The 13,026-nt window shown below is 70.3% G+C and carries 11 protein-coding genes; 9 read left to right on the top strand and 2 right to left on the bottom strand.

Going from position 1 to position 13,026, the window contains the following annotated elements:
* The first annotated feature begins 86 nt into the window (after positions 1-86).
* The 3 genes from ACVHNB_RS36055 (at position 87) to ACVHNB_RS36045 (ending at position 4,823) form a co-directional block, all read left to right on the top strand.
* Positions 87-2,465: a HelD family protein gene (locus ACVHNB_RS36055; RefSeq protein WP_456226785.1), complete on the top strand. Its 2,379-nt coding sequence runs from the start codon at positions 87-89 to the stop codon at positions 2,463-2,465.
* 344 nt (positions 2,466-2,809) lie between these two features.
* The gene (locus ACVHNB_RS36050; protein ID WP_428954366.1) at positions 2,810-4,243 is read left to right on the top strand and encodes an NAD-dependent malic enzyme; all 1,434 of its coding nucleotides are present in this window, start codon (positions 2,810-2,812) and stop codon (positions 4,241-4,243) included.
* Positions 4,244-4,541: 298 nt separating this feature from the next.
* Positions 4,542-4,823, top strand: a complete 282-nt coding sequence (locus ACVHNB_RS36045; protein WP_016645140.1) for an HU family DNA-binding protein — start codon at positions 4,542-4,544, stop codon at positions 4,821-4,823.
* A gap of 137 nt (positions 4,824-4,960) precedes the next feature.
* Here ACVHNB_RS36045 and ACVHNB_RS36040 read toward each other — a convergent pair whose 3' ends face one another.
* Positions 4,961-5,593 (bottom strand): HAD family hydrolase, encoded by a 633-nt coding sequence (locus tag ACVHNB_RS36040; RefSeq protein WP_428954367.1) that lies wholly within the window; start codon positions 5,591-5,593, stop codon positions 4,961-4,963.
* 76 nt (positions 5,594-5,669) lie between these two features.
* Entirely contained in the window at positions 5,670-7,010 is a 1,341-nt protein-coding gene (gene murA, locus ACVHNB_RS36035; RefSeq protein ID WP_255976127.1) for a UDP-N-acetylglucosamine 1-carboxyvinyltransferase, read from the bottom strand.
* A gap of 252 nt (positions 7,011-7,262) precedes the next feature.
* Between murA and ACVHNB_RS36030 the strand changes: the two genes are divergently transcribed.
* The 6 genes from ACVHNB_RS36030 (at position 7,263) to ACVHNB_RS36005 (ending at position 13,016) form a co-directional block, all read left to right on the top strand.
* The gene (locus ACVHNB_RS36030) at positions 7,263-7,823 is read left to right on the top strand and encodes a YqgE/AlgH family protein (protein ID WP_428954368.1); all 561 of its coding nucleotides are present in this window, start codon (positions 7,263-7,265) and stop codon (positions 7,821-7,823) included.
* Between the two features lie 52 nt (positions 7,824-7,875).
* Positions 7,876-8,166 (top strand): DUF3039 domain-containing protein, encoded by a 291-nt coding sequence (locus ACVHNB_RS36025; protein WP_428954369.1) that lies wholly within the window; start codon positions 7,876-7,878, stop codon positions 8,164-8,166.
* 210 nt (positions 8,167-8,376) lie between these two features.
* Entirely contained in the window at positions 8,377-9,675 is a 1,299-nt protein-coding gene (locus ACVHNB_RS36020; protein ID WP_456228989.1) for an extracellular solute-binding protein, read from the top strand.
* A complete protein-coding gene (locus tag ACVHNB_RS36015) occupies positions 9,672-10,565 on the top strand; it encodes a carbohydrate ABC transporter permease (RefSeq protein WP_428954370.1) in 894 nt (297 codons plus the stop codon). Before ACVHNB_RS36020 ends, ACVHNB_RS36015 begins: the two co-directional genes overlap by 4 nt.
* On the top strand, positions 10,562-11,392 hold the full coding sequence (locus ACVHNB_RS36010; RefSeq protein ID WP_428954371.1) for a carbohydrate ABC transporter permease: 831 nt from the start codon (positions 10,562-10,564) through the stop codon (positions 11,390-11,392). Before ACVHNB_RS36015 ends, ACVHNB_RS36010 begins: the two co-directional genes overlap by 4 nt.
* 1 nt (position 11,393) lies before the next feature.
* On the top strand, positions 11,394-13,016 hold the full coding sequence (locus tag ACVHNB_RS36005; RefSeq protein WP_428954372.1) for a beta-N-acetylhexosaminidase: 1,623 nt from the start codon (positions 11,394-11,396) through the stop codon (positions 13,014-13,016).
* The last annotated feature ends 10 nt before the right edge of the window (positions 13,017-13,026 follow it).

The raw sequence follows: 13,026 nt of genomic DNA, 5'->3' as shown, positions 1-13,026 counted from the left end.
TCTTGAGCGGGTCGCCGCGCACGTAGCTTCCGCGGCCCCCTTTCGCGTACCTTTGACGGCTGCCCAGCACGTCAGAAGGGGGCCCGGTGGCCGCTCAGGCTCAGCAGGATTCAGCGGTGGACTCGGATACGGACTCCGTTCGTGACCGCGAGATCGGCGTCGAACAGAATCATCTCGACGCCGTCTACCGCCGACTGGAAGAGAAGATCCACGAGGCGGAGTTCCTGATGGACGACGCCGCCAAGCGCGGGCAGGTCGGCACGCCCGGCGCGCTCGCCGAGCGGGACGCCCAGGTCTTCCGCGCGGGCATCCACCTCAGCCGCCTCAACAACGAGTTCGAGGACTTCCTCTTCGGCCGTATCGACCTGCTGCTCGGCAAGGACGGCAAGAAGGGCCCGGACGGCGCGTACACGGCGGTCGAGCCCGCCGAGGGCGCGGTCCGCGCCGACCGCACGGCCGACATCGCCGAGACCCTGCACATCGGCCGCATCGGTGTCCTGGACGCGGACTACTCGCCGCTCGTCATCGACTGGCGGGCCCCGGCCGCCGCCCCCTTCTACCGGTCCACGCCGGTCGACCCGGGCCGCGTCGTGCGCCGCCGCGTCATCCGTTCCAAGGGCCGCCGGGTGCTCGGCGTCGAGGACGACCTGATGCGCCCCGAGCTGACCGCGTACCTGGACGGCGAGCGGCTCCCGGCCATCGGCGACGGCGCCCTGATGGCCGCGCTCGGCCAGGCCCGCAGCCACTCGATGCGCGACATCGTTGCCTCCATCCAGGCGGAGCAGGACCTGGTCATCCGGGCCCCCGCCGCCTCCGTGACGTACGTCGAGGGCGGCCCGGGCACCGGCAAGACGGCGGTCGCCCTGCACCGCGCCGCCTACCTCCTCTACCAGGACCGGCGCCGGTACGCGGGCGGCATCCTCATCGTCTCGCCGACCCCGCTCCTGGTCGCGTACACGGAGGGCGTGCTGCCCTCGCTCGGCGAGGAGGGCCAGGTCGCGATCCGCGCGGTCGGCTCCCTGGTCGACGGGGCCGAGGCCACCGAGTACGACAGCCCGGCCGTCGCCCGCGTCAAGGGGTCGTCGCGGATGCTGAAGGTGCTGCGCAAGGCGGCGCGCGGCGCGCTGGAGTCGGGCCGCCCCGCCGCGGCCTCCGCCTCGGCCCCCGCCGAGCAGCTCGCCTTCGGCGAGGAGGAGGAAGAGGCCCCGGCCGCCACCGGCACGCCCGCCCGGCTGCGCGTCGTCGCCTTCGGCCGCCGTCTCGAACTCGACGCCGACCGGCTCGACCGCATCCGGCACGCCGCCCTCGGCGGCACGGCCCCGGTCAACCATCTGCGCCCGCGCGCCCGCAAGCTCCTGCTGGACGCCCTGTGGGAGCAGTCCGGCGCGGGCAGCCGGCACACGGACCCCGAGCTGGCGGCCGAGCTGCGCTCCTCCTTCGACGAGGACATCACCGGCGAGGACGACTTCCTGCGCTTCCTGGACGCCTGGTGGCCGGAGCTGACGCCGCGCGCCGTGCTGTCCGCGATGGCCGACGAGCGCCGCCTGGGCCGCTGGGCCCGCCGCATCCTGAACCCGGGCGAGGTCCGCAAGCTCGCCCGGTCCCTGAAGCGGGACGCCCTCTCGGTCCACGACGTCGCCCTCCTCGACGAGCTGAACGCCGTCCTCGGCGCCCCGGCCCGCCCGAAGAAGAAGCGCGAGTACGACCCGCTCGACCAGCTCACCGGCTTGGAAGAGCTGATGCCGCAGCGCGAGGAGACCCAGCGCGAGCGCGCCGAGCGCCTCGCGCAGGAACGCACCGAGTACGCGCACGTCATCGTCGACGAGGCGCAGGACCTCACGCCGATGCAGTGGCGCATGGTCGGCCGCCGCGGCCGGCACGCCACCTGGACGGTCGTCGGCGACCCGGCCCAGTCCTCCTGGTCGGACCCGGACGAGGCGGCCGAGGCCCGCGACGAGGCGCTCGGCTCGCGACCGCGCCGCCGCTTCACGCTCACCGTCAACTACCGCAACCCGTCCGAGATCGCGGAGCTGGCCGCCAAGGTCCTGGCGCTCGCGATGCCGGGCTCCGCGTCCCCGTCCGCCGTCCGCTCCACCGGCGTCGAGCCGCGGTTCGCCGTCGCCCGGGGCCGGCTCTCCGACGCCGTACGGGAGGAGGCGGCCCGGCTCCTCGACCGGGTCGACGGCACGGTCGGCGTCGTCGTGGCGATGAACCGGCGCGCGGAGGCGGCCCGCCTGCTCGCCGGGCTCGGCGAGCGCGTCGTCGCGCTCGGCTCGCTGGAGGCCAAGGGCCTGGAGTACGACGCCACGGTCGTGGTCTCCCCGGCCGAGATCGCCGACGAGTCCCCGGCGGGTCTGCGGGTCCTGTACGTGGCCCTGACCCGCGCCACGCAGCAGCTCACGGTGGTCTCCGCGGAGCGCGACGCACCGGACGCGAACGGGGTGCCCGACCTGCTGCGCGACTGACCCTTGTGTCCGCAGCAGCCGGTGTTACCGTTGATGACGGCACCGGCTCGATCCAAGCCCCCGGGCCCAACCTTCGTCCCTCAGAGGGACCACTTGCCGCGAGGCGAGCATGGCGGGTCGGTGTCATGAACGTAGAGAGAGGCTCACGTCACCCAGTGACGTGAGCCTCTTCTCGTTCTCCCGGTACCTCTTCCTGTTCCCCGTAACTTCTCGTATGGTGGAAACCAGTTTCCAAAAGCAGGATGAACGTAACGTTCAAAATCCGATGCGGCTACCACGTACTCGGCGGTAGGTGCGACCATCGGACGGCAACAGCTACACGGTGAAAGCAGAGGAAGTCGGCCATGGCAACGGCGCCCAGCGTCTCCTACTCGATGACGGTCCGGTTGGAGGTGCCCGCGAGCGGTACGGCTGTCTCGCAGCTCACCACCGCCGTGGAGTCCTCCGGCGGCTCGGTGACCGGCCTCGACGTCACCGCTTCCGGCCACGAGAAGCTCCGGATCGACGTCACGATCGCGGCCACCTCGACGTCCCACGCGGACGAGATCGTCGAGGAGCTGCGCGGCATCGAGGGTGTGACGCTCGGGAAGGTCTCCGACCGTACGTTCCTCATGCACCTCGGCGGCAAGATCGAGATGCAGTCCAAGCACCCCATCCGCAACCGTGACGACCTCTCCATGGTCTACACGCCGGGTGTGGCCCGCGTCTGCATGGCGATCGCCGAGAACCCCGAGGACGCCCGCCGCCTCACCATCAAGCGCAACACCGTTGCGGTCGTGACGGACGGCTCCGCGGTGCTCGGCCTCGGCAACATCGGCCCGATGGCCGCCATGCCGGTCATGGAGGGCAAGGCGGCCCTCTTCAAGCGCTTCGCCGACATCGACGCCTGGCCGATCTGCCTGGACACCCAGGACACCGACGCCATCGTCGAGATCGTCAAGGCGATCGCCCCCGGCTTCGCGGGCATCAACCTCGAGGACATCTCCGCGCCCCGCTGCTTCGAGATCGAGGCCCGGCTGCGCGAGGCCCTCGACATCCCGGTCTTCCACGACGACCAGCACGGCACCGCCATCGTCGTGCTCGCCGCCCTGACCAACGCACTTCGCGTCGCGGGCAAGGCAATTGGCGACATCCGCGTCGTCATGTCGGGCGCCGGCGCGGCCGGCACCGCCATCCTCAAGCTGCTCCTCGCGGCGGGCGTCAAGAACGCGGTCGTGGCCGACATCCACGGTGTCGTGCACGCCGACCGCGAGGACCTGGTGGGCGCCGACAGCGACTCGCCGCTGCGCTGGATCGCCGACAACACCAACCCCGAAGGCCTGACCGGCACGCTCAAGGAAGCGGTCGTCGGCGCCGACGTCTTCATCGGCGTCTCCGCCCCGAACGTCCTGAACGGCGAGGACGTCGCGGCCATGGCCGACGGCGCCATCGTGTTCGCGCTCGCGAACCCGGACCCGGAGGTCGACCCCGCGATCGCCCGCGAGACGGCCGCGGTCGTGGCCACCGGCCGCTCCGACTTCCCGAACCAGATCAACAACGTCCTGGTCTTCCCCGGCGTCTTCCGTGGCCTGCTCGACGCCCAGTCGCGTACGGTCAACACGGAAATGATGCTGGCGGCCGCCACGGCTCTGGCGGACGTGGTGAGCGAGGACGAGCTCAACCCGAACTACATCATTCCGAGCGTCTTCAACGACAAGGTCGCAGGTGCCGTCGCCGGTGCCGTGCGCAACGCCGCGAAGGCCGCCGGAGTGGCTGTGACGGGTACCACGACCGCCTGAGGCCCGGCGCGTCGCGGAATGCGGGGCCCGGCCGGGCCCTCTAGGGTGGCCGGGAAGCAGGCCCCCCGACCCGCCCGGTCCCAGGGCGGTGGCGCTGTCCGTGTGACCCCCACGGGTGCCGGATTGGCTTTACCGCCGCTGGTGGGGGCAGGATGCGTCTTCGGGCGCGAGGGTCCGGAAAACGGACCCGGGTCCTGGGCCTGACCGAGACCCTGGCAGCATCGGCTTCGCTGTTGCCCAACATGCGGCTCAGCCGTATGGCACGCCTCAACGGCAAGAAGAACACGGGAGTACAAACATGAACCGCAGTGAGCTGGTGGCCGCGCTGGCCGACCGCGCCGAGGTGACCCGCAAGGACGCCGACGCCGTGCTGGCCGCGTTCGCCGAGACCGTCGGCGAGATCGTTGCCAAGGGCGACGAGAAGGTCACGATCCCCGGCTTCCTGACCTTCGAGCGCACCCACCGTGCCGCTCGCACCGCTCGTAACCCGCAGACCGGCGAGCCGATCAACATCCCGGCCGGTTACAGCGTCAAGGTCTCCGCGGGCTCCAAGCTCAAGGAAGCCGCCAAGGGCAAGTAAGCCTCCGGCAAGCGTGAGGGGCGGTACCCGGATTTTCGCCGGGCACCGCCCCTCGCGGCTTTCCGCCTGCGCCGCATCCCAGGGGCGCGGGGAACTGCGCGAGCAGCCACACTCGACGCGCACCCGCCGACGGGGCATCAACCCGGCAGACGCCCGAGCGAGACCTCCTCCAACGACGCGACGACCGTCGTACGGGGACCGGCGACGATCCCAGGGACCGACGGAACGGCCAGCACCCGGCACCCCGCGGCGACCGCGGCGGCGACCCCGGTCGGCGTGTCCTCGACGGCCAGGCACTCCTCCGGCGCCACACGAAGCGCGGCCGCCGCGGCCAGATACGGGTCAGGGTGCGGCTTCCCGCGCACCGTCTCCCCGTTCGTCACCGACGCCGAGAACCGCTCCGCCCCGAGCACCTCGAGCACCCGCTCCGCCACATGCCGCTCAGACGCCGTCACGAGCGCCACAGGAACGCCCAGCGCCCGCGCCCCGTCCAACAGCGCGAGCGCCCCGGGCTGCACGCGCACACCGGCCCCCACAGCCGCGCTGAACTCCCCGTCCAGCCAGGCCGCCGTCCGCGCGTACGACAGCGCCGTGCGCCCCTCGTCGACGATCCGCCGGGCGGCGTCCTGGATCGTCAGCCCCGCGAACGCGTCGAGCCCGGCGGTGTCGCCGAGCAGCCGGCCCACGACGTCGAGCCAGGCCCGCTCCGTGTCGACGAGCGTGCCGTCCATGTCGGTCAGCAGGGCGGCGGGGCGGGGCAGTTGCGTCATCACGGCTCTCGTACGTCGAAGGGGGCCGCCCGGTCGTCCGGACGGCCCCCCTCAACGTACGTAACGGGAACGGCGACTAGCCCAGGGCCTTGCCCGGAAGCTCAACCTTCGCGCCGAGTTCAACGAGCTTCTCCATGAAGTTCTCGTAACCCCGGTTGATCAGGTCGATGCCGTGCACCCGGGACGTGCCCTGCGCGGCCAGGGCCGCGATCAGGTACGAGAAGCCGCCGCGCAGGTCGGGGATGACCAGGTCGGCGCCCTCCAGCTTGGTGGGGCCGGAGACGACCGCCGAGTGCAGGAAGTTGCGCTGGCCGAAGCGGCAGTCGGAGCCGCCCAGGCACTCGCGGTAGAGCTGGATGTGCGCGCCCATCTGGTTCAGCGCGGACGTGAAGCCGAGGCGGGACTCGTAGACCGTCTCGTGCACGATCGACAGGCCGGTGGCCTGCGTGAGCGCCACGACGAGCGGCTGCTGCCAGTCCGTCTGGAAGCCGGGGTGGACGTCCGTCTCCAGCGCGATGGACTTCAACTGGCCGCCGGGGTGCCAGAAACGGATGCCCTCGTCGTCGATCTCGAAGGCGCCGCCGACCTTGCGGTACGTGTTGAGGAAGGTCATCATCGAGCGCTGCTGGGCGCCGCGCACGTAGATGTTGCCCTCGGTGGCGAGCGCCGCGGACGCCCAGGAGGCCGCCTCCAGGCGGTCGGAGAGCGCGCGGTGCGTGTAGCCGCCGAGCTTGTCGACACCGGTGATGCGGATGGTGCGGTCGGTGTCCATCGCGATGATCGCGCCCATTTTCTGCAGGACGCAGATCAGGTCCTCGATCTCCGGCTCCACGGCCGCGTTCGAGAGCTCCGTGACGCCCTCGGCGAGGACGGCCGTGAGCAGGACCTGCTCGGTGGCGCCCACGGAGGGGTAGGGGAGACGGATCTTCGTGCCGCGCAGGCGCTGCGGGGCCTCCAGGTACTGGCCGTCCGCGCGCTTCTCGATCGTCGCGCCGAACTGCCGGAGCACCTCGAAGTGGAAGTCGATCGGCCGGCCGCCGATGTCGCAGCCGCCCAGCCCCGGGATGAACGCGTGGCCGAGGCGGTGCAGCAGCGGGCCGCAGAGCAGGATCGGGATGCGGGAGGAGCCCGCGTGCGCGTCGATGTCCGCGACGTTCGCCGACTCCACGTGCGAGGGGTCCATGACCAGCTCGCCCGGCTCCTCGCCGGGGCGGACCGTCACACCGTGCAGCTGCAGCAGGCCGCGTACGACCCGCACGTCGCGGATGTCGGGGACATTGCGCAGTCGGCTCGGAGCACTGCCGAGCAGCGCGGCGACCATGGCCTTGGGCACCAGGTTCTTCGCGCCGCGGACACGGATCTCGCCCTCCAGCGGGGTTCCGCCGTGGACAAGCAGTACATCGTCGGTGACGGTCATGAATCTCGCGTTCCGATGAGATGGGCAGGGGGCCAAGGGACAAGGGTAAGGGCCGCCTCCCCCTGCTGAGTAAGCCCGAGGACGGACGGAACCGTCATGACTTCGCTACAACACGAACCGTTCCGAATCGGACACATGGGGTGACGGGCGGCTGACGTGCGCCCCTTCCGCTTCGATGCGCGCTGAGCTGCATTCATGTCGTTCTTCCGCTTGGCTCCCCTCGCGCGCCGAATGTGCGGGATCATGTCTGGCATGACCGAGGTGTCCTCGCTCACAGGGCGACTGCTCGTCGCCACACCGGCCCTCGCGGACCCGAATTTCGACCGCGCGGTCGTGCTGCTCCTGGACCACGACGCCAAGGGCTCCCTCGGCGTCGTCCTCAACCGGCCGACCCCGGTGGACGTCGGCGACATCCTGGAGGGCTGGGGCGAGCTGGCCGGTGAGCCGGGCGTCGTCTTCCAGGGCGGCCCGGTCTCGCTCGACTCGGCGCTCGGCGTCGCCGTCATCCCCGGCGAGGAGGGCCCGCTCGGCTGGCGCCGGGTGCACGGCGCGATCGGCCTCGTCGATCTGGAGGCGCCGCCCGAGCTGCTCGCGGCGGCGCTCGGCTCGCTGCGCATCTTCGCCGGCTACTCGGGCTGGGGCCCGGGACAGCTGGAGAACGAGCTGACCGAGGGCGCCTGGTACGTCGTCGAGTCGGAGCCGGGCGACATCTCGGCCACCCGGCCCGAGGGGCTGTGGCGCGCGGTGCTGCGCCGCCAGCGCAGCGAGCTGGCGATGGTGGCGACGTACCCGGATGATCCCTCGCTCAACTAAGGGCACTGGCGACTCTTCGCCCTTCGGGCGGCCTTCAGTACCCTTGGCGGTTATGAGCACTCTTGAGCCCGAGCGCGGGACAGGTACGGGGACCCTCGTAGAGCCGACGCCGCAGACGTCGCACGGCGACGGCGATCACGAGCGCTTCGCCCACTATGTCCAGAAGGACAAGATCATGGCGAGCGCGCTGGACGGCACGCCCGTGGTCGCGCTCTGCGGCAAGGTGTGGGTGCCGGGCCGTGACCCGAAGAAGTACCCGGTGTGTCCCATGTGCAAGGAGATCTACGAGTCCATGGGCGCCGGCGGCGACAAGGACAAGGGCAAGGACGGCGGCAAGCAGTAGTCCGGCCCTCTCCCGCGTGAGGCCCCTGGTGTGCGGTGACGCACGCCGGGGGCCTTTGTGCTGCCCGGGGGGCCGTTCGCTTCTTTGACCTCCCGTAAACCATTGCGCTCACTGGTCCAGTCCTTCTAGCCTCCGTGATGTTGTGCACAGCGAAACACCCATTGCGTATGTTGCAACGACACTTCGGAGGCGTTTCCGATGAAGCTCCCTGTGAAGCTCTCTGTACGAACTGCCGTCCCCCTCACGGCACTTGTTCTCGCGGCCACCGCCTGCGCTCCCGGCACCTCCGACAACAGCGGCGCCGGCCAGGACGAGAAGAGCGGCACGCTGCGGGTCTGGCTCTTCCAGGAGGTCAACAACGCGCCCAAGAAGAAGGTCGTCGACGCCGCGGTCGACACCTTCCAAAGAGCGCACGACGGCACGAAGGTCCAGGTCGAGTACATACCCGTCGAGACCCGCGCCGAGAAGATCAAGGCCGCGTTCAACGACCCTAAAAGCGCTCCCGACGTCATCGAGTACGGGAACACCGACACCGCCGGATACGTGAAGGACGGCGGACTCGCCGATGTGAGCGAGGAGTTCGGCGACTGGGCCGACGCCAAGGACACCGACCCGACCGCCAAGGAGTCCGTGACGGTCGACGGGAAGATCTACGGCGCCCCGTACTTCGTCGGCGTCCGCGCCCTCTACTACCGCACCGACGTCTTCAAGGACCTCGGCGTCGACGTGCCGAAGACGCAGGCCGAACTCGCCGCCACCGCCCAGGAGATCCACAAGAAGCGGCCCGAGCTGTACGGGCTCGCCGTCGGCGGCGCGTACACGTACGGCGCGATGCCCTTCATCTGGGCCAACGGCGGTGAACTCGCCGACGAGAAGGGCGACTCCTACACCTCGGCGATCGACAGCCCCGCCGCCCAGAAGGGCATCAAGGCCTACACCTCGCTGTTCGGCGACACCAACTGTCCCGCCGCCAAGTGCGCCTCCATGGGCGGCAACGACACCGTCACCGCCTTCGCCTCCGGCAAGGCCGCCATGGCGATCGGCGGCGACTTCAGCCACCAGGCCATGGAGGACGGCAAAGTGAAGGGCAAGTACGCCGTCGTGCCGCTGCCGGGCGTGAAGGCCGGCGAGATCGCGCCCGCGTTCGCCGGGGGCAACAACATCGGCGTCCTGAAGAGCACCTCGCACCGGACACTGGCCGTGGACCTCATGAAGCAGCTCGCCGGGAAGGACGCGCAGCGCAGCCTCTTCGGCGGCATGGGATTCCTGCCGACCTACACGGACGTACGCGAAGAGGTCGCCAAGAGCGAGCCGTTCGTCGCGCCCTTCGTGAAGACCCTCGGCGCCGGCGCCAAGTTCGTGCCCGCCTCGCCCGGCTGGGCCAAGATCGACGCCTCGCTCGTGCTGCCCACCATGTTCCAGGAGATCGTCAGCGGCCGTAAGGACGTCAAGTCGGCCTCCGCGGACGCGGCGAAGAAGATGGACGACGCGTTCGGGGCCGCCGGGTGAGCTCCGTACGGCTGCGGGGCGGGGGCTGGGCTCCCTGGCTGTATCTCGCCCCCGCCCTCGTCCTCCTCGGCGGCCTCCTGGTCTACCCGATCTACCAGCTCGGCCTGATCTCGTTCCTGGAGTACACCCAGGCCCAGGTCAGCGGCGGCGAACCCACCACCTTCCAGGGCCTCGGCAACTACCAGCGGCTCTTCTCCGACAGCCAGTTCTGGCAGGTGCTGCTCGCCACCGTGCTGTTCGCGGCGGCCTGCGTCGTGGCGACACTGTTCGTGGGCTGCGCGCTCGCCGTGCTGCTCACCCGGGTGCGGGCCGTGCCCCGGCTCGCGCTGATGCTGGCCGCGCTCGGCGCCTGGGCCACCCCGGCGATCACCGGGTCCACCGTCTGGGTGTTCCTCTTCGACCCGGACTTCGGACCGGTCGACAAGGTGCTCGGGCTCGGCGACTTCTCCTGGACGTACGGGCGGTACAGCGCCTTCGCGCTCGTCCTGCTCGAAGTGGTCTGGTGCTCCTTCCCGTTCGTCATGGTCACCGTGTACGCGGGGATCCGGGCGATCCCGGGCGAGGTCCTCGAAGCGGCGTCGCTGGACGGCGCCTCGCAGTGGCGGATCTGGCGCTCGGTCATGGCGCCGATGCTGCGGCCGATCCTCGTCGTGGTCACCATCCAGTCGATCATCTGGGACTTCAAGGTCTTCACGCAGATCTACGTCATGACGAACGGCGGCGGCATCGCGGGACAGAACCTCGTCCTGAACGTGTACGCGTATCAAAAGGCCTTCGCCGGCAGCGAGTACAGCCTCGGCTCCGCCATCGGCGTCGTGATGCTCGTGATCCTGCTCGCCGTCACGCTCGTCTATCTGCGGCTCATGCGCAGGGAGGGCAGGGAACTGTGAGAATTCAACGCCCCTGGCGGCTCGCCGCCGAAGTGTCCGCCCTGCTGATCGCCCTCGCCGTCGCCTTCCCGCTGTACTGGATGGTGCTCAGCGCCTTCAAACCGGCGGGCGAGATCGAATCGACCGAGCCGCGGCCGTGGACCCTTTCGCCGTCGCTCGACTCTTTCCGCCGCGTGTTCCAACAGCAGGAATTCGGCCGTTACTTCGTCAACAGCCTCATCGTGGCGGGCACGGTCGTCGTGGTCTCGGCACTCGTCGCGTTCCTCGCGGCGACGGCCGTGACGCGGTTCCGTTTCCGGTTCCGTACGACGCTGCTCATCATGTTCCTCGTCGCGCAGATGGTGCCCGTCGAGGCGCTCACCATCCCGCTGTTCTTCCTGATGCGCGACTTCGGTCAGCTCAATACGCTCGGCTCGCTGATCCTGCCGCATCTCGCCTTCTCGCTGCCGTTCGCGATCTGGATGCTGCGCGGATTCGTGAAAGCCGTTCCTCAGGCGCTGGAGGAAGCGGCGTATCTCGACGGCGCGAGCCGTTCCCGCTTCCTGTGGCAGATCCTCTTCCCGCTCGTCTTCCCCGGTCTCGTGGCGACGAGTGTCTTCTCCTTCATCTCCACCTGGAACGACTTCCTGTTCGCGAAGTCGTTCATCATCAGCGACACGTCCCAGTCGACGCTGCCGATGGCCCTGCTCGTCTTCTTCAAACCCGACGAGAACGACTGGGGCGGAATCATGGCAGCCTCGACGGTGATGACCATTCCGGTACTGGTTTTCTTCGTACTCGTACAGCGGCGCCTGGTGTCCGGGCTCGGCGGCGCGGTTAAGGACTGAAGTGTCTGACCATCCCCTGGATCTCATTCCGGCGCCCCGCCTGCTGACGCGGGACGGCGACGGCTCCTACGTCCTCGACGGCGACACCGGCATCGCGGCGGGGGAGGGCACCGAGGACACCGCGCGCTGGCTGCGGGCCACGCTCGGCGCCGTCACCGGACTCGCCCTGCCCCCGTCCGACGGCCCCGGCGTACACCTGTCGATCGACCCGTCCCTGGCGGCGGAGGGCTACCGGCTGCGCGTGACCGACGCGGGCGTCACCATCGAGGGCGGCGCCGCGGCCGGCGTCTTCTGGGGCGCGCAGACGCTGCGTCAGCTCCTCGGCCCCGACGCCTTCCGCCGGGCCCCGCTCACCCGCGACCACGTCTGGGCGCTCCCGCACGTCACCGTCGAGGACAGCCCGCGCTTCGGCTGGCGCGGCATGATGCTCGACGTCGCCCGCCACTTCATGCCCAAGGACGGGGTGCTGCGCTACCTCGACCTGCTCGCCGCCCACAAGCTCAACGTCTTCCACTTCCACCTCAGCGACGACCAGGGCTGGCGCGTCGAGATCAAGCGGTACCCCAAGCTCACCGAGGACGCGTCCTGGCGGTCACGGACGAAATTCGGCCACCGCGCCTCCGAGCTCTGGGAGGACAAGCCGCACGGCGGCTTCTACACCCAGGACGACATCCGCGAGATCGTCGCCTACGCGGACGCCCGGCACATCGCGGTCGTCCCCGAGATCGACCTGCCGGGCCACTCGCAGGCCGCGATCCACGCGTACCCCGAACTCGGCAACACCGACGTCGTCGACACGGCCGCCCTGCCCGTCTGGGACAGCTGGGGCGTCAACCCGAACGTCCTGGCCCCCACCGACGCCACGGTCCGCTTCTACGAGGGCGTCTTCGAGGAGCTGCTCGACCTCTTCCCGTCCACCTTCATCCACGTGGGCGGCGACGAGTGCCCCAAGGACCAGTGGAAGGAGTCGCCGGTCGCCCAGGCCCGCATCAAGGAGCTGGGGCTGGCGGACGAGGACGAGCTCCAGTCCTGGTTCATCCGGCACTTCGACACCTGGCTGAGCGAGCGCGGCCGGCGCCTCATCGGCTGGGACGAGATCCTCGAAGGCGGCCTCGCGCCGGGCGCCACGGTCTCGTCCTGGCGCGGCTACGGCGGCGGCATCACCGCCGCCCAGGCGGGCCACGACGTCGTCATGTGCCCCGAGCAGCAGGTCTACCTCGACCACCGGCAGGCGCCCGGCGAGGACGAGCCGGTGCCGATCGGCTTCGTGCGCACCCTGGAGGACGTCTACCGCTTCGAGCCGGTTCCGCCGCAGCTGACCGAGGACGAGGCGCGGCACGTGCTCGGCACCCAGGCCAACCTGTGGACCGAGGTGATGGAGAACCAGCAGCGCGTCGACTACCAGGCGTTCCCGCGCCTGTCCGCCTTCTGCGAAGTGGCGTGGAGCGAGCTGCCCGCGCCCGCCGAGCGCGACCACGCGGACTTCGAGCGCCGAATGACCGCCCACTACCGGCGACTTGACGCCCTGGGCGTCGACTACCGCCCGCCGGGCGGCCCGTTGCCGTGGCAGCGGCGACCCGGGGTGCTCGGACGCCCGATCGAAGGGGCGCCCCCGAACGTGTGAGAAGTGCGTC

This window comes from Streptomyces sp. YJ-C3 (genome assembly GCF_053891275.1).
Note: the sequence above shows the minus strand (reverse complement) of the source record. Positions and strands in the feature narration are given on the sequence as shown.

Bases quoted from the DNA above. Each gene is read 5' to 3' on its own strand.
- ACVHNB_RS36050 (WP_428954366.1), top strand. From the start codon at position 2,810: ATGGCAACGGCGCCCAGCGTCTCCTACTCGATGACGGTCCGGTTGGAG.
- ACVHNB_RS36045 (WP_016645140.1), top strand. From the start codon at position 4,542: ATGAACCGCAGTGAGCTGGTGGCCGCGCTGGCCGACCGCGCCGAGGTG.
- ACVHNB_RS36040 (WP_428954367.1), bottom strand. From the start codon at position 5,593: ATGACGCAACTGCCCCGCCCCGCCGCCCTGCTGACCGACATGGACGGC.
- murA (WP_255976127.1), bottom strand. From the start codon at position 7,010: ATGACCGTCACCGACGATGTACTGCTTGTCCACGGCGGAACCCCGCTG.
- ACVHNB_RS36030 (WP_428954368.1), top strand. From the start codon at position 7,263: ATGACCGAGGTGTCCTCGCTCACAGGGCGACTGCTCGTCGCCACACCG.
- ACVHNB_RS36025 (WP_428954369.1), top strand. From the start codon at position 7,876: ATGAGCACTCTTGAGCCCGAGCGCGGGACAGGTACGGGGACCCTCGTA.